Origin of the sequence: Streptomyces cirratus, from assembly GCF_014650775.1 — a bacterium.
Taxonomy (GTDB): domain Bacteria; phylum Actinomycetota; class Actinomycetes; order Streptomycetales; family Streptomycetaceae; genus Streptomyces; species Streptomyces cirratus.
Map to the genome: position 1 here is coordinate 570,276 of NZ_BMVP01000002.1, position 20,172 is coordinate 590,447.

Genomic DNA, 20,172 nt, shown 5'->3' on the forward strand with positions numbered 1-20,172 from the left:
GTGCCTCTTCGTGAAAAACCGTATCCGCTCAGTAAAGGTCGGGCGTAAGCTCCGGCATATGCGCAGTGCGGTTTCCCGGGCAGGCACATCGGCGGAGGGTGAAACGCGATGAACGACAGCGGTGCCCTGCTCTCATGGCTGGTCATACGTCAGGACGACAACGGCAACCGCTACCGGGTGGGCCGGTACGCCACCCAGGCCGAGGCCCAGAAGGTCGTCGACAGTCTGGATGACCGGGGACACAAGCAGCTCTACTGGGTCGAGCGGGTCGGTCAAGACACCCAGACCGCGACCACGAACTGAGCGAAGGTCTGGATGATGACCTGGGTGAAGACCTGGGTGATGACCTGAGTGACGAACCGAGGGACGAACCGGGCGACCGGCCGGGCGCAGGCACGGCCGGCGCCCTGACATAGGCTCCGCCCCATGACTGTACGCGTGGTCGTGGGCGGAGCCCTTTGTCATGACGGGCGCCTGCTGGCCGCCCGGCGCAGTGCGCCCCCGGAGGTGGCCGGCCGGTGGGAACTCCCGGGCGGGAAGGCCGAACCGGGCGAGTCGGTCCCCGAGGCGCTGGTGCGCGAACTGCGCGAGGAGCTCGGCGTGGAGACCGAGGCGCTGGAGCGGATCCCGGGTGAGTGGCCGGTCAGGCCCGGCCTGGTCCTGCACGTGTGGATGGCCCGGCTGCTGTCGGGGGTCCCGGCGCCGCTGGAGGACCACGACGAACTGCGCTGGCTCGGCCCGGACGAGCTGGACACGGTGGACTGGCTCGACCAGGACCGCCCGGCGGTCGCGGAAGCCGGCCGCCGCCTGTCCCTCCGCGGGCGCGACTGAGGGGGCGCATGGCGGCTCGCGCTGTAGGCCGTCTGCGCCACAGTGCGCCGTTGGGGGGAGGAACGGGTGGTACGACGCCCCGAATATCGGGTATGTCGCTATTAATCCCTATCTCGTTTCCGAAACGTCCCTGCTGAACCCGACTGGGGTCGCCGCGGCCCGGGAAGTGATCGGCGTGATCGACACAGACGGTGAGTGCGCCGAGTGGGTCTTCCCGGCCGAGCCCGGTTCCGTCCGAACCGCTCGCCACGCCGTGCGCGGAAAGCTCCGTGCCTGGGGTCTGGATTCCGTGGGTGACGTGACCGTCCTGCTGGTCAGCGAGCTGGTGACCAACTCGCTGCGCTACGCCTCCGGCCCCATCGGCGTCCGCCTCGAGTGGCACGGACCCGACCGGGGGAAGGCCGTCCCGGGTCCGGCGCTTATCGTGGAGGTTTCCGATCCGCTTCCGGATCCACCCCGCGAACGGGTCGCCAACCCCGACGACGAGGGGGGCCGGGGTCTGCACCTCGTGGCCGTCTCGGCGCGCCGCTGGGGCACGCGGCACGGGAAGTCGGGCAAGACCGTGTGGTTCGAGTTGGCACTTCCTGGTGAGTAACAAGGAGAAGGGTTGCCGACCACCATCCACAATGGCTCAAAACAACGGGACCTTTTTGTGATCGTGAACGCCGTGCCGTCCCGGGCCGTGGTGCTGAATACTTCGGTCATGGCCGGTCCGGTTGCGGTGAGCTGGAGGGGACGGTCGCGTGAGCGAGATACCTGCACAGGCACATCAGGCCCGCGAGCGCGGGGAGACGTGGCACGACTCCCTGTGGCACAGCAGCCCGCCTGGCTCGATATATGACTACATAAGAGTCGCCTCCTTCTCGATCGGGCCCGACGGTCTCATCGACCAGTGGAGCCTGCGTGCCGAGGAGCTCTTCGGCCTGACCGCCGCCCAGGCGGTGGGACGCGACCCGGTCGACGCCTTCATGCCGCCGGAGCTGCGGGACGGCGGTCACCGCAAAGTCGCCGAGATCCTCGACGGCGAGGAGTGGACCGGTCTCATCCCCTTCCGCATCCCCGGCGGCAACGGCGCGCACGGCGTCGCCGAGATCTACGTGATGCCCACCCGCACGGAGACGGGCCGCCGGGCCGCCCTGTGCGTCGTCGTCGACGTACGCGCGCTGCGCCGGATCGAATCCGATCTCGCCGCCTCGCAGGCCATATTCGGTCAATCTCCCTTCGGCTTCCTGTTGTTCGGTACGGATCTCACGGTGCAGCGCGCCAACCGCCGTTTCGCGACCGTCTTCGGCGGCGCCGCCGAGGAGCACCGGGGCCGCACGGTCCACGACTACCTGCCGCCGCACGAGGCCGACCGGATGGCGGACGCCCTGCGACGGGTGCTGGAGACCGGCGAGTCCGTCAACGACCTGCGGATCACCGGCGCCACCCCGCGCAGCCGGGAGGACCGCCACTGGTCGATCAACCTCTACCGGGTGCACGACGGCACCGGCAGCCCCATCGGCATCGCGGGGATCGGCATCGACGTCACCCGCCGCCACCTCGCGGCCCGTGAAGCCGCCGGGGTCCGGCGCAACCTCGCCCTCCTCAACGAGGCCGGGCACCGGATCGGCAACTCCCTCGACCTGGAGACCACCGCACGGGAACTCCTCGACGTCACCGTCCCCGGCTTCTGCGACCTGGCCGCCGTCGACCTCTACCAGGGACTGCTGCTCGGCGACGACGACCGCCCGGCCCGGCCCCAGGGCCGGCGCCGTGAGCTGCCGGCCGTGCCCGGGCAGGGCTCCGGGCGCGCGCCGTCCGCGCCGCTGCGGCGGGTGGCCTTCGCCTCCGCGGTGTCCGACGCCCCGCTGTCGGGGCCGGGCGCGCCGGTCTCCGTGGGCGAGACCCACCGCTACCCGGCCGGGTCGTCGGGCGCCCTGGCACTGCGGACGGCCAGGCCGCGCCTGGTGGAGGGCGCCGGGAGCGACGAGATCGTGCAGTCGACGCTGGTCGTGCCGATGCTCGCCCACGACACGGTCATCGGTCTCGCCCAGTTCTCCCGTACGAAGGGCAGCGAACCGTTCGGCGAACGCGACCGGGCCGTCGCGGTGGAACTCGCCGCGCGGGCCGCGGTCTGCATCGACAACGCCCGCCTCTACCGGCGCGAGCACGAGCGGGCGCTGATCCTCCAGCGGAGCCTGCTGCCCCCCGGCGACCCCGAGGCGGCCGGCCTGGACATCGCCTGCCGCTACCTGCCCGGGAACGCGGCGACCGAGGTCGGGGGCGACTGGTTCGACGTCATCGAACTCCCCGGGCACCGCACCGCGCTGGTCGTCGGGGACGTGATGGGCCGGGGCCTGCGGGCCGCCGTCGCGATGGGCGAACTGCGCACCGCCGTACGGACGCTGGCCCTGCTGGACCTCGAACCGGCCGAGGTGCTCTCCGCCCTGGACGAGGTCGCCCGCGGCCTCGGCGCACCGGGCGGCGCACAGCAGGCCTCGCGCGCGGCGCTGCACTCGCGCGACGCCGACCGCTCGGAGGTCTACCTCGCCACCTGCGTCTACGCCGTCTACGACCCGGTGACCCGGCGCTGCACCATCGCCAACGCCGGTCACATGCCGCCGGTCCTGAGCGAACCCTCCGAGGAGGGCGCCCCGCCGCGCCCCGGACTGCTGCTGGAGGTACCGCCCGGGATGCCGCTGGGCGTGGGCGGCGAACCGTTCGAGGAGGTGGAGATCGACCTCCCGGAGGGGGCACTGCTCGCCCTGTACACCGACGGGCTCGTCGAATCGCGGGACCATCCGCTGGAAGAGGGCCTGAGCGGGCTGCGCGACGCGCTCGCCGACCCGGCGCGCCCGCTGGAGGAGGTCTGCGACCACGTGCTGAACACCCTGGAGACCCGGCACGGTGAGGACGACATCGCGTTGCTGATGGCACGGGTGCAGGGGTTGCCTGTCGACGCCGTCGGGGACTGGCAGCTGCCGCGGGAGGCCCGGTCGGTGGGGCGGGCGCGGGAACTGGCGCGGGCGAAGCTGCCGGCGTGGGGCCTGGAGGGGCTGCTGGACACCACCGAGCTGCTGGTGAGCGAGTTGGTGACCAACGCCCTGCGGTACGGGGAGGGGGAGATCCGGCTGCGGCTGCTGCTGGACCGCACCCTGGTGTGCGAGGTGTGGGACGCGAACCTGGCGCAGCCGCGGCGGCGCCGGGCCCGCGACACCGACGAGGGCGGCCGCGGCCTCCAGCTGGTCGGGCTGCTGTCCGCCGGGTGGGGCACACGGCGGACGCACCGGGGCAAGACGGTGTGGTTCGAGCTCCCGCTGCCGGGCGCCGCGGCCGAACCGGTGAACGAACTGTCGGCGGAGCAGCTGCTCGGCATGTACGGGTGACCGGCGACCTCTCCCCGCGCCCGTTCAGGGCAGCGCGACCGCCGTCAGCTGCGGCAGCGCCGGGACGGGACGACGCTGTCGCCCGCCAGGACCGCGTCCATCGGCGCCGCCCCGGTCCCCGGGCGCTCCCACCGCCACTGCGGGACGCCGGTGAGCACGTCGAGCCCGGCGAGGAACGGCGGCGCGTCCGGCTCCGCCGGCACCCGCGGCGGGGGCGGCGGATCCCCGATGTGCCGGAGCATCAGTGCCCAGGGACCCTCGCCGTCGCCGGTCCCGGTGCCGAACGGGGGCGCCCCGCCGAGCAGTGCGTAGCACGACGGACCGCGCGTACGCGACGGACAGCGCCCAGGTCCTCGCCGAGAGCAGCTCCACCACGATGAACAGCCGCCCGTCCTGCTGCCCCACGTGTCCGCCAGTCGATCCCCCGCCCGCACCGCACGTGCCCCCTGACTCACGTCGATGACGTTCCCCAGGGGGCACCGTGTCCTGCGAAGTGAACAGCCGGGGTGCTATGGCTGCGAGCGCCTGCGGATCTTGTTCCCCAGCCACACCAGCGGGTCGTACTTGCGGTCCACCGCCCGCTCCTTCAACGGGATCAGCGCGTTGTCGGTGATCTTGATCCCCTCCGGGCAGACCTCCGTACAGCACTTGGTGATGTTGCAGTAGCCCAGCCCGTGTTGCTCCTGGGCCGTGCGCTTGCGGTCCAGGCCCTCCCCGGCGGCCGCGTCGAGCGGATGCATGTCCAGCTCGGCGACCCGCATCAGGAACCGCGGACCGGCGAAGGCACTCTTGTTCTCCTCGTGGTCACGCACCACGTGGCAGGTGTCCTGGCACAGGAAGCACTCGATGCACTTGCGGAACTCCTGCGAGCGCTCCACGTCCACCTGCTGCATCCGGTACGCGCCCGCGGCCACCCCGGGCGGCGGCACGAAGGCCGGCACCTCCCGTGCCTTGGAGTAGTTGAAGGACACGTCCGTCACCAGGTCGCGGATCACCGGGAAGGCCCGCAGCGGGGTCACGGTGATGGTCTCCTCCCGCGAGAAGGTGGACATGCGGGTCATGCACATCAGCCGCGGCCGGCCGTTGACCTCCGCGCTGCACGAGCCGCACTTGCCCGCCTTGCAGTTCCAGCGGACGGCGAGGTCCGAGGCCTGCGTGGCCTGCAAGCGGTGGACGATGTCCAGCACCACCTCGCCGTCGTTCACCTCGACGGTGAAGTCCCGCAGCCCACCGCCCTCCGCGTCGCCCCGCCAGATCCGGAAGCGGGCGTCGTAGGTAGTCACTCGTAGAGCTCCTCTTCGGCGAGGTACTTGGCCAGCTCGTCCTTCTCGAAGAGGGCGAGCAGGTCAGGGCGGATGGGTTCGGTACGGGTCCGCTCCAGGCGGATCCGGTCCGCGTCCGGGCCGTCGGCGGGCGCGGGTTCCAGGAGCCGGCACAGCAGGTTCACCGGCCGCCAGTCCCGCTCCATCGACGGGCAGTCCTCGCGGGTGTGCCCGCCCCTGCTCTCCGTGCGCTCCAGGGCGGCCCGCGCCACGCACTCGCTGACCAGCAGCATGTTCCGCAGGTCCAGTGCCAGGTGCCAGCCCGGGTTGAACTGGCGGTGGCCCTCGACCCCGGCGCGAGCGGCCCGCGCCCGCAGCCCGCGCAGCCGCTCCAGCGCCTCGGCCATCTCGCCCTCGCGGCGGATGATGCCGACCAGGTCGTTCATCGTCGTCTGGAGCTCCTGGTGGAGCGTGTACGGGTTCTCGGCGCCATCGTCGGCGTGGAAGGGGGCCAGCGCCTCGGCGGCCGCCGCGTCGACCTCCGCCTGGGACACGGCCGGGGGCGCGGCCAGGGCGGAGGCGTACTGCGCCGCGTGCAGCCCGGCCCGCCGGCCGAACACCAGCAGGTCGGAGAGGGAGTTGCCGCCGAGCCGGTTCGAGCCGTGCATGCCGCCCGCGACCTCACCCGCGGCGAACAGCCCCGGAACGCCCACGGTGGCGGCGGTGTCCGACTCGACGGCGATCCCGCCCATCACGTAGTGGCAGGTCGGGCCGACCTCCATCGCCTCGGCGGTGATGTCCACGTCCGCCAGCTCCTTGAACTGGTGGTACATCGAGGGCAGCCGCCGCTTGATGGTCTCGGCGGACATCCGCGTGGACACGTCCAGGAACACCCCGCCGTGCGGTGACCCGCGCCCGGCCTTGACCTCGGAGTTGATGGCCCGCGCCACCTCGTCGCGCGGCAGCAGCTCGGGCGGGCGCCGGTTGTTGTCCGGGTCCTCGTACCAGCGGTCGCCCTCGTCCTCGCTCTGCGCGTACTTCTCCTTGAAGACGTCCGGGACGTAGTCGAACATGAACCGCTTGCCCTCGCTGTTGCGCAGCACCCCGCCGTCGCCGCGCACCGACTCGGTGACGAGGATGCCCTTCACCGAGGGCGGCCAGACCATTCCGGTCGGGTGGAACTGCACGAACTCCATGTTCAGCAGCGGCGCCCCGGCGAGCAGGGCCAGCGCGTGGCCGTCGCCGGTGTACTCCCAGGAGTTGGAGGTCGTCTTGAACGACTTGCCGATCCCGCCCGTGGCCAGCACCACCGCCGGTGCCTCCAGTACGAAGAACCGGCCCGTCTCGCGCTCGTAGCAGAAGGCCCCCGAGACCTTCTCCCCGTCCTTCAAGACCCTGGTGACCGTGCACTCCTGGAAGACCTTGAGCCGGGCCTCGTAGTCCCCGTACTCCTTGAAGTCCTGCTGCTGGAGCGCCACGATCTTCTGCTGGAGGGTGCGGATCAGCTCCAGGCCGGTCCGGTCCCCGACGTGGGCGAGGCGCGGGTACTCGTGGCCGCCGAAGTTGCGCTGCGAGATCTTCCCGTCCGGCGTCCGGTCGAACAGGGCGCCCCAGGTCTCCAGCTCCCAGACCCGGTCGGGCGCCTCCTTCGCGTGCAGTTCCGCCATGCGCCACTGGTTGAGGAACTTGCCGCCGCGCATGGTGTCGCGGAAGTGCACCTGCCAGTTGTCGCCCTCGTTGACGTTGCCCATGGAGGCGGCGATCCCGCCCTCCGCCATGACCGTGTGGGCCTTGCCGAAGAGGGACTTGCAGATCACGGCCGTACGGGCGCCGCGTTCCCGGGCCTCGATCGCGGCCCGCAGCCCGGCGCCGCCCGCGCCGACCACGACCACGTCCCACTGCTGCCGGTCGACTTGAGCCATGTCAGAAGATCCTCGGGTCGGTGAAGGCGCCGCTGGCCACCAGGTAGACGTACAGGTCGCACAGGGCAACGCTGATCAGCGAGGCCCACGCCAGCTGCATGTGGCGGGCGTTCAGCCGGCTCACCCAGCCCCACAGCCGGTAGCGGACGGGGTGCTCGGAGAAGTGTTTGAGGCGGCCGCCGATGATGTGCCGGCAAGAGTGGCAGGAGAGCGTGTACGCCCAGATCAGCACGATGTTGACGAGGAACACCAGCGTGCCGAGGCCCATGTGGCCCCACTCGTAGCGGTCGTTGCGGAAGGCCAGCACGGTGTCGTACGTGAGGATGCCCGCGACCGGCAGCGCCGCGTAGAAGAAGTACCGGTGCAGGTTCTGCAGGACCAGCGGGAAACGGGTCTCGCCCGTGTACGCGGTGTGCGGCTCGGCGACGGCGCAGGCGGGCGGCGAGGCCCAGAAGCCCCGGTAGTAGGCCTTGCGGTAGTAGTAGCAGGTCAGCCGGAAGCCGAGCGGGAAGATCAGGATCAGCAGGGCGGGGGACAGGCCCCACCAGCTGCCGAACACGTCCAGGTTGGGCCCGCCGCGCATCTCCTTGCAGTTCTCCGCCAGGCAGGGGGAGTAGAAGGGCGAGACGTAGGGGGCCGCGTAGTAGTCGGCGTTCGCGAACGCCCGCCAGGTCGAGTACGCGATGAAGGCGAGCAGTCCGGCGGCGGTGCCGGCGGGCGAGAGCCACCACCGGTCGGTCCGCAGGTGACGGGCCGCGATCGCGGCCCGCGAGGGTCCGTGGACGCCGCCGGCCCGCGGGGGCCGGTGGGATGGGGGCAAGTCCGTGCCTGTGGCCAAGGGGGACTCCGGGTGGAGTGATGAGGGGTGGCCCAGGAGACCCGGCCGCGCGCTGCGCCGGCCGGGTCAGATGGGGTGAGGATGTGCGGGGGAGTATGCCGGGTCAGGGGGCCCGGCGGTCGCGGGCGCCGAGGCCCTCGTCGTCGGAATCCGTCCACAGCGAGCTGTCGTACGGGGTGTCCGGGACGGTCACCATGCCCTCCCGGCCGACGGGCCCGGAGGCGGCCGGGCCCTGGCGGGCGACGTCGCGCTCCAGCCGCTCGACCGAGCGGACCAGCTCGTTCAGATTCCGTCGTACGGCGGTCAGATCGTCTTGCAGGGACATGAGGTGCCCTCACTTCCGCGCGTGCGGTGGCAATGCTCCTGGGCGCCTGCGAGTGTCGCTCTTCCCTTCCCCCGTTGTGAAGGGACGTGCAGCGATTGCGGGCGCACAGGCGCGATATGTGCGCCCCTCCCTGCCCCCATTCTCATCCCTCGAACGGGGGAACGCTCCTTTGGCTTTCGGTGGCTTCACCCCCCTGTCGCAAGCCGCATTGGTCCGCACGGGTGGGGTTCGCGGCGTGGCGCGGTTCCCCTCCGGGGCACCCGGAGTGCCGTCGATTTCAGTGGGTTTCGCACGCAGTGTGATCAGCTCCATATACCGCCAAATTGATCAAGCTCCACGCTCAGGCTCACCCACGCCCCGCCCCGGAGGTACCACCCATGACCCAGAGAAGGCGCAGGTCCTTGGCGCTCCTGACCTCGGGAGTCCTCGCACTGCCGCTGCTCGCGGGCTGCGGCGCGGGTGAAGACGAGGGCGGTCCGGTCGCCGCCGGCCAGGACATCGCCGCGACGGCCCGCGACCGGGTCGCCGACGGCGGCGTGCTGCGCTGGGCCGTCGACACGCTGCCGGAGACCCTGAACACCTTCCAGGCCGACGCCGACGGCACCACCTCGCGGATCGCCGGGGCGGTGCTGCCGCAGCTGTTCAGGCTCGACGACAAGGGACGGCCGGTGGCCGATCCCGACTACCTGGAGAAGGCGGAGATCGTCGCCCGGGAGCCCAAGCAGGTCGTCCTGTACAAGCTGAACCAGCAGGCGGTGTGGAGCGACGGCCGGGAGATCGGCGCAGCCGACTTCGTCGCCCAGTGGCGGGCCCTGAACGGCAAGGACTCGGCGTACTGGACCGCGCGCAACGCGGGCTACGACCGGATCGAGAAGATCGAGCGAGGCAAGACCGACCTGGAGGTGAAGGTCACCTTCGCCAAGCCGTACACCGACTGGCGCTCGCTGTTCAGCCCGCTCTACCCGAAGCAGGTCACCGGCACCCCCGAGGCCTTCAACGAAGGCGCGCGCGGCGCCCTCAAGGTCACCGCCGGACCCTTCAACCTCGGCACCATCGACAAGAAGACCGGCACCGCGGCGCTGACCCGCAACGCCCGCTGGTGGGGCCGGCCGGCCAAGCTGGACAGCCTCGTCCTGACCGCCGTGCCCCGCGCCGAGCGCCCGGCCGCCCTCGCCGCGGGCCGGGTCGACCTGGCGGAGGTCGACCGCACGGGCGCCGACCGGATCGCGCTCGCCCACCGGGACGCGGGCGACCCGGGCGGCGCCCACGGGCCCGGAGCCTCGGTGACGGCGGCGGAGGCCACCTTGTCCTGGGCGGTGGCCCACGGCGCCGACGAGAACCGGGCCCGGGAGGAGCAGGAGAACCGGGCCAGGAACGCGGACGCGGCCAAGAAGTACGCCGACGAGCAGGCCGCCCTGCGCGCCTTCACCGTCCGCAAGTCCCTGGAGCCGGCCTACACGCAGCTGGCCATGAACGGAGCCTCCGGGCCCCTGTCCGACGAGCGGGTCCGCCGCGCGGTGGCCCGGGCCATCGACCGCAAGGCCCTCGCCGAGACCGTGCTCAAGCCGCTCGGACTGCCGGCGAAGCCCGTCGGCAGCCACCTGGCGCTGGCCGGGCAGCGCGCGTACGCCGACAACAGCGACGCCCTCGGCGGCCAGGACACCCAGGCCGCGCAGGCGCTGCTCGCCGACGCGGGCTGGCACCGGGGCGGGAAGATCAAGGAGCCGGCGGCCAAGGCGGGCCCCGGGGGCGAGGACGGGGCCGCGAAGGACGACGGCAAGACCCCCGCCGGGCCGGGCACCGGCAACGACGGCCTGTACATCGTCGGCCAGGACGACCGCAACGGCGACGACAAGCCCGCGGGCGCCGGCCGCGCCCGGGCGGGCAGCCCCGGCGACCACCTGATGCACGGCGGCCTGCGGCGCGCGGGCATGCTGCCCGCCGAGGCGAGCCTGCCCGAGGGCCTCTACGCCCCGGACGGGGAGCTCGCCGACGCGGACCGCTCCGCGCCGGGCACCGAAGCGGGCCGGCCCTCGCCGGTGCTGGCCCCGGCCCCGCTCGCGGCCCAGCAGGAGCGGGCCCTGCTGGCGCAGGCGGCGAAGGTCGTCGACGACGCGAAGCGGGCCGCGGCGGCCCGTGACGGCGAGGAGGGCGCGGAGGCGAAGGACCCAGCGGACGCGAAGGACCCGGCCGCGAAGGACCCGGCCGCGAAGGACCCCGCGCAGGCCCCGGCGAAGGCCAGCCCCGCTCCGGCGGCCCCGGCCAAGCAGAACCGGGCGGGCGCCCCGCTCGCCAAGGACGGCAAGCCGCTGACCCTGCGGTTCGTGCTTCCTTCGGGCCCCGGCTCGGAGGCCCTGCGGACGGTGGGCGAGCGGATCTCCCAGATGCTCCAGAAGGTCGGCATCCAGACCGAGCTGACCAAGGTCGCCGACGAGAGCTTCTTCAAGGACCACATCGCCTCGGGCCAGTACGACCTGGCCCTCTACTCCTGGCCCGCGACCGCCTACCCCGCCACCGACGCCCGGCCCATCTTCGCCAAGCCCGCGCCGGCCGCCGACGGATCTCTGCTCGTGGAGCAGAACTACACCCGGGTGGGCACCGACCACATCGACCAGCTCTTCGACCAGGCGCTCGGCGAGCTGGACGAGGAGCAGTCCCGGGAACTGATCCGCAAGGCGGACGCCCGGATCTGGGCCGCCGCGGGATCCATCCCGCTCTACCAGCGCCCGGAGCTGGTGGCCGTCAAGACGAACCTGGTCAACGCGGGCGCCTTCGGTCTCGGCACCCCCCGCTTCCAGGACATCGGATGGAAGAAGCCGGACGCGCCCGCCGGGAAGAACAAGAAGTAGGCGAGGAACGAAAACCCGCCGACGGGCAACCCGCCGACGAGCAACCCGGTGAGGAGCAAGCCCCCCAGGAGCACACACGGGGAAGAAGTGGTGACAAAGAGGTGCCGAGCGGGTTGACCCGCGGGTCACAAGCTCAGATGTGACTCAATTGCCTTGCCCGCCGGACACCCCGGCGGGCAAGGTCGTGAGTACCCGTTGACCCGCATGAATCCCAGGTGGAAGCGGGCGACTGCCAAGGCCGCGGCACCCCACTCCAGACCCGGCCCCGCTCAGTCGTCCGGCCCCTTGACAGACCCCACGGCAGGCGGTTCCCGCCATTCGACGTACGATGGGGTAAGGCCGTGGCAGGTTTCCGCCCGGCTCAAGGCTCGCGTGCCGGACCGTACGCGCCGCCATCCACGATCCCGGGAGAAGCGCCGAAGTGCCCACGCGCCACGACATCCGTAACGTCGCCATCGTCGCCCACGTCGACCATGGCAAGACGACCATCGTCGATGCCATGCTCAAGCAGGCCGGTGCCTTCGCCGCCCACCAGCACCTCGACGACCGCATGATGGACTCGAACGACCTGGAGCGTGAGAAGGGCATCACGATCCTCGCCAAGAACACGGCGGTGAAGTACCACCCCAAGGACGGCGGGGCGCCCATCACGATCAACATCATCGACACCCCCGGCCACGCCGACTTCGGTGGCGAGGTCGAGCGCGGTCTGTCGATGGTGGACGCCGTCGTCCTGCTGGTGGACGCCTCCGAGGGCCCGCTGCCCCAGACCCGCTTCGTGCTCCGCAAGGCGCTCCAGGCGAAGATGCCGGTCATCCTCTGCATCAACAAGACCGACCGCCCGGACTCCCGGATCGACGACGTCGTCAACGAGACGTACGACCTCTTCCTGGACCTGGACGCGACCGAGGAGCAGATCGAGTTCCCGATCGTCTACGCCTGCGGCCGTGACGGCATCGCCTCGCTGACCAAGCCGGAGGACGGCACCGTCCCCGCCGACAGCGACAGCCTGGAGCCGTTCTTCTCCACCATCCTGGAGCACGTCCCGGCCCCGGTGTACGACGAGGAGGCCCCCCTCCAGGCCCACGTCACCAACCTGGACGCCGACAACTTCCTCGGCCGCATCGCGCTCCTGCGCGTCGAGCAGGGCGAGCTGCGCAAGGGCCAGACCGTCGCGTGGATCAAGCGTGACGGCACCATGTCCAACGTCCGCATCACCGAGCTGATGATGACCGAGGCCCTCACCCGCAAGCCGGCGGAGGTCGCCGGCCCCGGTGACATCTGCGCCGTCGCCGGTATCCCCGACATCATGATCGGCGAGACCCTGGCCGACCCGGAGAACCCGATCGCGCTGCCGCTGATCTCGGTGGACGAGCCGGCCATCTCCATGACCATCGGCACCAACACCTCGCCGCTCGTCGGCCGCGGCGGCACGGGCAAGGGCGCGGACGCCAAGTCCGCCGTCAAGGACCGCAAGGTCACCGCCCGCCAGGTGAAGGACCGCCTGGACCGCGAGCTCATCGGCAACGTCTCGCTCCGCGTCCTCGACACCGAGCGCCCGGACGCCTGGGAGGTCCAGGGCCGCGGTGAGCTCGCGCTCGCCATCCTGGTCGAGCAGATGCGCCGCGAGGGCTTCGAGCTGACCATCGGCAAGCCGCAGGTCGTCACCCAGGAGATCGACGGCAAGGTGCACGAGCCGGTCGAGCGCATGACGATCGACGTCCCCGAGGAGCACATGGGCGCCGTCACGCAGCTCATGGGCATCCGCAAGGGCCGCATGGACAACATGTCGAACCACGGCTCCGGCTGGGTGCGCATGGAGTTCGTCGTCCCGTCGCGCGGCCTCATCGGCTTCCGTACGGAGTTCCTGACCAACACCCGCGGTACGGGTATCGCCCACTCGATCCACGAGGGCCACGAGCCGTGGTTCGGCCCGCTGGTGACCCGCAACAACGGTTCCCTGGTCGCCGACCGCGCCGGTGCGGTCACGCCCTTCGCGATGATCAACCTCCAGGAGCGCGGTGTGCTGTTCACCGAGCCCGGCACCGAGGTGTACGAGGGCATGATCGTCGGTGAGAACTCGCGCTCCGACGACATGGACGTGAACATCACCAAGGAGAAGAAGCTCACCAACATGCGTGCGGCTTCCGCGGACAACACCGAGAACGTGGTGCCGCCCCGCAAGCTCTCCCTGGAGCAGTCCCTGGAGTTCTGCCGCGACGACGAGTGCGTCGAGGTGACCCCGGAGGCGGTCCGCATCCGCAAGGTCGTCCTGGACCAGAAGGAGCGCTCGCGTTCCGCGTCGCGCGCCAAGTCCGGTAAGTGACAACCGTATTGCCCGAGTCCCGCTGCGGCGGCGGCTGAAAGCCGATCGGTCGACCGGCCCCTCCCCTCACGATGTCCGTGAGGGGAGGGGCTGTTCGCTTTTGTCAAGCGGATTTGCCGGTCCCGGCGTCCGCATACCGACCGTGACGCACCGGAAGGTGAGCTAACCGTCCGTTTCGCACGTGTCTGTCTCCTATCCGTTTGTCCGGATTTCGGGTTTTCGCCATGCGGTGATGTTGTGAAAACGAGACCACGTAAGTGTGGTTTACGGTCTGGGTGTCGCCGAGGATTGCTCCATTGAGCTCGGGTCAATGGGTCACACGCTGTGGGGAGCGTCGACTCACGAGCACACCGATGGGACCGGATTTCGCTGTCAGGGGTGTCAGCGGGGGACGGCCCTTCACTATCGACAGTGACTCCTGAGGAGGCAATTACCCATGCGCGGAGCAACGAGCGCCAAGTGGGTCGTGGGTGCCGTCATCGTGGCAATGTCTGCCACGGCATGTGGCGGTGGCGACAACAAGGCTGACGGTGGATCGGCGGGCGGTACGTTCCGCTTCGGCATCACCGAGCCGACCGCCATCGACCCCGTGAACGCACAGGAGTCGGAGGGCATCGTCATCGCCCGCGCGCTCTTCACCGGGCTGTACGACACGTCCACCGACGGCAAGCTGATCCCGAAGCTGGCCGAGTCCGGCACGCCGAGCGACGACGGCAAGACCTGGACGTTCAAGATCAAGGCCGGCACCAAGTTCACCAACGGTGAGCCGGTCGACGCCGAGTCCTTCGTCCGTGGCTGGACCCGCGTTTCCGCCAAGGCGTCCGCCTCCGACGTCTCGTACCACATGGCCGACATCGCCGGTTACGAGGACCTCCACAGCGGCAAGAGCGACAAGTTCGCCGGCCTGACGGCCGTGGACGCGACCACCCTCAAGGTGGAGCTGTCCATCCCGGACTTCGAGTTCGTCAAGAAGACCGCGCACTCCGTCTTCAGCCCCGTGCCGAAGGTGGCCGGCGCCGGTGACAACAAGGCGTTCAACGACCAGCCCATCGGCAACGGCGCGTTCAAGATGACGAGCCCGTGGCAGCACAACACGTCGATCACGCTGGTCCGCAACGACGACTACGGCCTGCAGAAGGCGCACCTCGCCAAGGTCGAGGCGAAGATCCTGAACCCGGCCAACGGCTCCACGCTGGAGTACCAGGGCTTCCAGTCGGGCCAGTTCGACTACGCCCGTATGCCCACGCCGCAGCTGACCGCGGCCAAGGCCAAGTACGACCCGCAGGGCGAGTGGATCTCCGGTGACTTCTCCGGCATCAACTACCTGAACATCTTCAACCAGAACGCGCCGTTCAACAACGCGGACGCCCGCAAGGCGATCTCGTACGCGATCGACCGCGAGGCGATCGTCAAGGGCGTCTTCCAGGGTCTGCAGAAGCCGGCTTCGGCCTTCCTGCCGCCGTCGTTCGCCGACGTCTACCAGGCCGGTGTCTGCACCTCCTGCGTCAAGCAGGACGTCGCGAAGGCCAAGGAGTACGCCGAGAAGGGCGGCCTCAAGCCGGGCACCGTCGTCAACTTCGGCTACAACACCGGCGCCGGCCACGAAGAGTGGGTCCAGGCCGTCGCGCAGCAGCTCAAGGACGTCCTCGGTCTCGACGTCAAGCTGGACGGCAAGCCGTTCAAGGAGGCGCTGGCCACCCAGCAGGACAAGGCGACCTCCGGTCTGTGGCGTCAGGCGTGGACCGCCGACTACCCGACCGCGGACAACTTCATGACCCCGCTGCTGAGCACCACCGGCATCGGTGAGGACCCGGCGACGGGCAAGGCGCAGGGCGACAACCGCGGCCGTTACTCCAACCCGGAGTTCGACAAGCTGCTCGTCACGGCCAAGGCCACGAAGGACGACGCCGCGCGCGCCGCGCTGTACAAGCAGGCCGAGAAGCTCGCGGTCGACACCGACCAGGGCGTCATCCCGCTGTGGCAGCGCACCCAGTACCGCCTGGTCAACAGCAAGAAGTTCAAGGACATCAAGATGGACTTCTACGAGGACCCGACCCTCGCGGAGATCTCGCTCAAGTAGCGGCCCCTCCACACACAGCAGGTAAGCGAAGGCCGTGGGGACGGAGTACTTCCTCTCTCCACGGCCTTCGTTCAGTCACGGGCGCACCCCTCTACCGGCGCCCGGCGGCGGCCCCTCTCCCGATCGGATGATGCCGCCCATTCCCACGCTCAGTATGTGAAGGAGGCATCGTGGGCAGATATGTGATCCGCCGGCTCGGGCAGATGGTGGTCGTCCTCTTCGGTGCGACGGTCGTGCTCTTCTGCTGTCTGTTCGTCCTTCCCGGCGACCCCGTGGGGTCGCTCGGCGGTGACAAGGCCCGCGACCCGGCTGTCGTCGAACAGCTCAGGGAGCGCTACGGACTCAACGATCCGCTCCCCGTCCAGTACGGGAACTTCGTGAAGAACCTGGCCCAGGGAGACCTCGGCGAGGACTTCACCCAGCGCCGCCCGGTGACGGAGATCTTGCAGCCCAAGCTCGTCAACACCGCCGAGCTGGCCATCACCGCCATCGTCATCGACATCGTGATCGGCCTCCTGGCGGGCCTGGTCGCGGCGCTGTTCAGATACTCGTTCTGGGACGTGCTGATCACGCTTCTCACGACGATGGCCGTCGGTTTCCCGTCCTTCGTCATCGGCATGGTCCTGCAGAAGGCGTTCGTGGTGGAGCTGCCCTGGTTCCCCCTGATCTCCGACGGAACGGTCAACTCCCTGATCCTGCCCGCGTTCACCCTGGCGATCCTGGACGCCGCGCTGGTCGCACGCCTCATGCGCGGCACCATGCTGGAGGTGCTGCGCGCCGACTACGTCAAGACGGCCATCGCCAAGGGTCTGCCCCGGCGGACGGTGCTCTTCAAGCATGTGATGCGCAACTCGATCATCCCGGTCGTCACCTACCTCGGCATCTCGTTCGGAACGCTGCTCGGCGGTGCGCTCATCACCGAGGCGATCTTCAACTGGGACGGCATCGGACTCGCGCTCGTGCAAGCGGTCCAGCAGCAGAACAACCCGATCATCATCGGCGTGGTGAGCTTCGGCGTCGCCGTGTTCGTTCTGCTCAACCTGATCGTCGACCTCTTGTACGCGGTCCTCGACCCGCGCATCCGTCTCGCCTGATTCCAGGCAGCCTGTTCTAGGAGTCACACCCATGTCCGAGCTCACCAAGAGCACAGCTGGGGCGGGGCCCGCTCAAACGGCGCCGGCAGCCCCCGCCGAGCCGGCGATCGCCCGCGTCACGCAGTGGGGCGAGATCCGCCACCGCTTCCTGGCCAACAAGCTCGCAGTCATCGGCCTCGTGCTGGTCGCGCTGCTCTTCCTGGTCGCGATATTCGCGCCCCTGCTGTCCCCGCACGACCCGTACGCCCAGGACCTCACCAACACGCTGCAGGGCCCGGGAGGCGACCACCTGCTCGGAACGGACGCGCTCGGCCGCGACCAGCTCTCGCGCATCCTCTACGGCAGCCGCATCGCCGTCGTCGTCGGTCTCGCCTCGATCTTCCTGGCCTGTGTCATCGGCATCGCCGTCGGTGCGCTGGCCGGTTACTTCGGCCGCGGCACCGACTCGGTGCTGATGCGCATCGCCGACGTCTTCTTCGCCTTCCCGCTGCTCATCGGCGCCATCGTGATCATCATCGTGATGGGCCGCGGAGTGACCCCGGTGATCATCTCGCTGGCCGTGTTCTCCTGGCCGACGGTCTCGCGACTGCTGCGCAGTTCGATCCTGTCGGTCCGCGAGGCCGACTACGTGCTGGCGGCGCGCGCCCTGGGCGCCAACACCCGCCGGATCATCCTGCGTCACATCCTCCCCAACTCCATCGCCGCCGTGATGGCCTACGCCGCCTTCAACGTCGGTGGCGCCATCGTGGCCGAGGCCTCGCTGTCCTTCCTGGGCGTGGGCGTGAGCCCGGAGGTCCCGGAGTGGGGCAACATGCTCGCCGCCGCCAAGGACTTCATGGGCGTCAAGGACTACCTCTGGACGTACCCCAGCATCGCGATCGTGCTGACGGTTCTCGGCTTCGTTTTCGTCGGTGACGGGCTCCGCGACGCCCTTGACCCGAAGCTGCGCTAGAAGGGCGGCACCATCACATGACTACTTCAAGCATCACCGCAGAAGTGCCCCGCCAGAGGGGTGAGGGCGCCGAGGGTCCCGTACTCGAAGTGCGCGACCTGCACGTCGAGTTCAAGACCCGCGAAGGCGTCGTCAAGGCCGTCAACGGCGTCAACTACAGCGTGTCCTCCGGTGAGACGCTGGCCGTGCTCGGCGAGTCCGGCTCGGGCAAGTCCGTGACCGCGCAGGCGATCATGGGCATCCTCGACTCGCCCCCCGGGCGGGTCTCCAAGGGAGAGATCCTCTTCCAGGGGCGGGACATCCTCCAGCTCCCGGAGAGCGAGCGGCGCAAGCTGCGCGGCCCCAAGATGGCGATGATCTTCCAGGACGCGCTGTCGGCGCTCAACCCGGTCTTCTCCGTCGGCAACCAGCTGGGCGAGATGTTCCGCGTCCACCAGGGCATGTCGAAGAAGGACGCCAAGGCCAAGTCCATCGAGCTGATGGAACGGGTGAAGATCCCGGCTGCCCGCAGCCGGGTCAACGACTACCCGCACCAGTTCTCGGGCGGCATGCGCCAGCGCATCATGATCGCCATGGCGCTCGCCCTGGAGCCGGACCTGATCATCGCGGACGAGCCCACCACGGCGCTCGACGTGACGGTCCAGGCCCAGGTCATGGACCTGCTGGCGGACCTGCAGCGCGAGTACAACATGGGTCTGATCCTGATCACCCACGACCTCGGTGTCGTCGCCGACGTGGCGGACAAGATCGCCGTGATGTACGCGGGCCGCATCGTCGAGCAGGCTCCGATCCACGAGCTGTACAAGCGCCCCGCGCACCCGTACACCCGAGGGCTGCTGGACTCGATCCCGCGCCTGGACCAGAAGGGCCAGGAGCTCTACGCGATCAAGGGTCTGCCGCCCAACCTGCTCAAGACCCCCTCCGGCTGCGCCTTCAACCCGCGCTGCCCGAAGGCGCAGGACATCTGCCGCACCGAGGTCCCGGCCCTGCTGCCGGTGACCGAGCGGGACGGCACCGAACTGGCCGGTCGCGGAAGCGCCTGCCACTTCCGGGAGGAGCAGCTCCATGGCTGAGTTGGACAAGAAGGATGACGCCGTGGACGCGACCCCCGGTATCAGCGAGGTCGAGGTCGTCGACGCGGCGAGCGAGACGGCGGCCCTGGCCGCCATCGAGGCGCCCGTCGACCGCGGCGAGCCGATCCTCCAGGTGCGCAACCTGGTCAAGCACTTCCCGCTGACCCAGGGCATCCTCTTCAAGAAGCAGATCGGCGCCGTCCGCGCGGTCGACGGGGTCTCCTTCGACCTGCACCAGGGCGAGACCCTCGGCATCGTCGGCGAGTCGGGCTGTGGCAAGTCGACCGTCGCCAAGCTGCTGATGCTGCTGGAGACGGCGACGTCGGGCGAGGTCTTCTACAAGGGCACGGACATCACCAAGCTGTCGGGCAAGGCCCTCAAGGCCGTCCGCCGCAACATCCAGATGGTGTTCCAGGACCCGTACACCTCGCTGAACCCGCGCATGACGGTCGGCGACATCATCGGCGAGCCGTACGAGATCCACCCCGAGGTGGCCCCCAAGGGCGACCGGCGCCGCAAGGTCCAGGAGCTCCTGGACGTCGTGGGCCTGAACCCCGAGTACATCAACCGGTACCCGCACCAGTTCTCCGGCGGCCAGCGCCAGCGCATCGGCATCGCCCGCGGCCTCGCGCTCAACCCGGAGATCATCATCTGCGACGAGCCGGTCTCCGCGCTCGACGTGTCGGTGCAGGCGCAGGTCATCAACCTGATGGCGAAGCTGCAGGACGAGTTCAACCTCTCCTACATCTTCATCGCGCACGACCTGTCGATCGTCCGGCACATCTCGGACCGCGTCGGCGTCATGTACCTGGGCAAGATGGCCGAGATCGGCACGGACACCCAGATCTACGACCACCCGACGCACCCGTACACGCAGGCGCTGCTGTCGGCCGTCCCGGTCCCCGACCCGGAGGCCCGCGAGGGCCGCGAGCGGATCATCCTCACCGGCGACGTCCCGTCCCCGGCCAACCCGCCGTCGGGCTGCCGCTTCCGCACCCGCTGCTGGAAGGCCGAGGACAAGTGCGCCACCGAGGAGCCGCTGCTGGCGATCCCGCAGCGCTTCAAGAGCGTGGACAGCCCGGCCGCACACGAGTCGGCCTGCCACTTCGCGGAGGAGAAGGCCGTCCTGGCCGTCTGATCCCGCGAGGCCACGTTTCCCGGGCGCGCCCGGCACCGGATCCCTCCGGCGCCGGGCGCGCCCCGTCGTGCGCCCGGCGGGGGCGAAGGCGCTTGCGGACGCGCCGGGCCCCGG

At 70.0% G+C, this 20,172-nt stretch carries 16 protein-coding genes; 11 read left to right on the forward strand and 5 right to left on the reverse strand.

The annotated features are described in order from the left end of the window. Positions 1 to 108: 108 nt before the first annotated feature. The 4 genes from IE207_RS07630 (at position 109) to IE207_RS07645 (ending at position 4,199) form a co-directional block, all read left to right on the forward strand. Positions 109 to 303, forward strand: a complete 195-nt coding sequence (locus tag IE207_RS07630; RefSeq protein ID WP_190183248.1) for an SPOR domain-containing protein — start codon at positions 109 to 111, stop codon at positions 301 to 303. Positions 304 to 426: 123 nt separating this feature from the next. After that, positions 427 to 831, forward strand: coding sequence for a (deoxy)nucleoside triphosphate pyrophosphohydrolase (locus IE207_RS07635; RefSeq protein ID WP_190183249.1), 405 nt, complete (start codon positions 427 to 429; stop codon positions 829 to 831). Between the two features lie 166 nt (positions 832 to 997). Then, the gene (locus tag IE207_RS07640; protein ID WP_190183250.1) at positions 998 to 1,426 is read left to right on the forward strand and encodes an ATP-binding protein; all 429 of its coding nucleotides are present in this window, start codon (positions 998 to 1,000) and stop codon (positions 1,424 to 1,426) included. Positions 1,427 to 1,574: 148 nt separating this feature from the next. After that, positions 1,575 to 4,199, forward strand: coding sequence for a SpoIIE family protein phosphatase (locus IE207_RS07645; protein WP_373304678.1), 2,625 nt, complete (start codon positions 1,575 to 1,577; stop codon positions 4,197 to 4,199). 44 nt (positions 4,200 to 4,243) lie between these two features. Here the strand turns inward: IE207_RS07645 and IE207_RS07650 are convergent, their stop codons facing one another. From IE207_RS07650 to IE207_RS07670, 5 genes are all read right to left on the reverse strand, one after another. Next, entirely contained in the window at positions 4,244 to 4,441 is a 198-nt protein-coding gene (locus IE207_RS07650) for a hypothetical protein (protein WP_190183251.1), read from the reverse strand. 267 nt (positions 4,442 to 4,708) lie between these two features. After that, positions 4,709 to 5,482 carry a succinate dehydrogenase/fumarate reductase iron-sulfur subunit gene (locus IE207_RS07655; protein WP_190183252.1) on the reverse strand — a complete coding sequence of 258 codons (774 nt, stop codon included), beginning with the start codon at positions 5,480 to 5,482 and terminating at the stop codon, positions 4,709 to 4,711. Further along, positions 5,479 to 7,383, reverse strand: coding sequence for a fumarate reductase/succinate dehydrogenase flavoprotein subunit (locus tag IE207_RS07660; RefSeq protein ID WP_190183253.1), 1,905 nt, complete (start codon positions 7,381 to 7,383; stop codon positions 5,479 to 5,481). The genes IE207_RS07655 and IE207_RS07660 overlap by 4 nt, the downstream gene beginning before the upstream one ends. Before the next feature lies 1 nt (position 7,384). After that, positions 7,385 to 8,221, reverse strand: a complete 837-nt coding sequence (gene sdhC / locus IE207_RS07665) for a succinate dehydrogenase subunit SdhC (protein ID WP_190183254.1) — start codon at positions 8,219 to 8,221, stop codon at positions 7,385 to 7,387. Positions 8,222 to 8,324: 103 nt separating this feature from the next. Beyond that, positions 8,325 to 8,546: an Rv0250c family protein gene (locus tag IE207_RS07670; protein WP_190183255.1), complete on the reverse strand. Its 222-nt coding sequence runs from the start codon at positions 8,544 to 8,546 to the stop codon at positions 8,325 to 8,327. 377 nt (positions 8,547 to 8,923) lie between these two features. Here IE207_RS07670 and IE207_RS07675 point away from each other — a divergent pair, with 377 nt between their 5' ends. From IE207_RS07675 to IE207_RS07705, 7 genes are all read left to right on the forward strand, one after another. Then, the gene (locus IE207_RS07675; RefSeq protein WP_190183256.1) at positions 8,924 to 11,395 is read left to right on the forward strand and encodes an ABC transporter family substrate-binding protein; all 2,472 of its coding nucleotides are present in this window, start codon (positions 8,924 to 8,926) and stop codon (positions 11,393 to 11,395) included. A 421-nt stretch (positions 11,396 to 11,816) separates the two neighbouring features. Continuing rightward, a complete protein-coding gene (gene typA, locus IE207_RS07680) occupies positions 11,817 to 13,721 on the forward strand; it encodes a translational GTPase TypA (protein ID WP_190183257.1) in 1,905 nt (634 codons plus the stop codon). 436 nt (positions 13,722 to 14,157) lie between these two features. After that, positions 14,158 to 15,801 carry a peptide ABC transporter substrate-binding protein gene (locus IE207_RS07685; protein ID WP_190183258.1) on the forward strand — a complete coding sequence of 548 codons (1,644 nt, stop codon included), beginning with the start codon at positions 14,158 to 14,160 and terminating at the stop codon, positions 15,799 to 15,801. Between the two features lie 170 nt (positions 15,802 to 15,971). Then, a complete protein-coding gene (locus tag IE207_RS07690) occupies positions 15,972 to 16,895 on the forward strand; it encodes an ABC transporter permease (RefSeq protein WP_229873448.1) in 924 nt (307 codons plus the stop codon). Positions 16,896 to 16,926: 31 nt separating this feature from the next. Then, complete coding sequence (locus IE207_RS07695; protein ID WP_190183259.1) at positions 16,927 to 17,847, forward strand: ABC transporter permease; 921 nt, start codon at positions 16,927 to 16,929, stop codon at positions 17,845 to 17,847. A 17-nt stretch (positions 17,848 to 17,864) separates the two neighbouring features. Further along, positions 17,865 to 18,920, forward strand: coding sequence for an ABC transporter ATP-binding protein (locus tag IE207_RS07700; protein ID WP_190183260.1), 1,056 nt, complete (start codon positions 17,865 to 17,867; stop codon positions 18,918 to 18,920). Continuing rightward, positions 18,913 to 20,058 carry an ABC transporter ATP-binding protein gene (locus tag IE207_RS07705; protein ID WP_190183261.1) on the forward strand — a complete coding sequence of 382 codons (1,146 nt, stop codon included), beginning with the start codon at positions 18,913 to 18,915 and terminating at the stop codon, positions 20,056 to 20,058. Before IE207_RS07700 ends, IE207_RS07705 begins: the two co-directional genes overlap by 8 nt. Positions 20,059 to 20,172 lie beyond the last annotated feature (114 nt).

Coding starts and splice junctions, on each gene's coding strand:
- IE207_RS07630 (WP_190183248.1), top strand. CDS start 109: ATGAACGACAGCGGTGCCCTGCTCTCATGGCTGGTCATACGTCAGGAC.
- IE207_RS07635 (WP_190183249.1), top strand. CDS start 427: ATGACTGTACGCGTGGTCGTGGGCGGAGCCCTTTGTCATGACGGGCGC.
- IE207_RS07650 (WP_190183251.1), bottom strand. CDS start 4,441: ATGCTCCGGCACATCGGGGATCCGCCGCCCCCGCCGCGGGTGCCGGCG.
- IE207_RS07660 (WP_190183253.1), bottom strand. CDS start 7,383: ATGGCTCAAGTCGACCGGCAGCAGTGGGACGTGGTCGTGGTCGGCGCG.
- IE207_RS07670 (WP_190183255.1), bottom strand. CDS start 8,546: ATGTCCCTGCAAGACGATCTGACCGCCGTACGACGGAATCTGAACGAG.
- IE207_RS07675 (WP_190183256.1), top strand. CDS start 8,924: ATGACCCAGAGAAGGCGCAGGTCCTTGGCGCTCCTGACCTCGGGAGTC.
- IE207_RS07685 (WP_190183258.1), top strand. CDS start 14,158: ATGCGCGGAGCAACGAGCGCCAAGTGGGTCGTGGGTGCCGTCATCGTG.
- IE207_RS07695 (WP_190183259.1), top strand. CDS start 16,927: ATGTCCGAGCTCACCAAGAGCACAGCTGGGGCGGGGCCCGCTCAAACG.
- IE207_RS07700 (WP_190183260.1), top strand. CDS start 17,865: ATGACTACTTCAAGCATCACCGCAGAAGTGCCCCGCCAGAGGGGTGAG.
- IE207_RS07705 (WP_190183261.1), top strand. CDS start 18,913: ATGGCTGAGTTGGACAAGAAGGATGACGCCGTGGACGCGACCCCCGGT.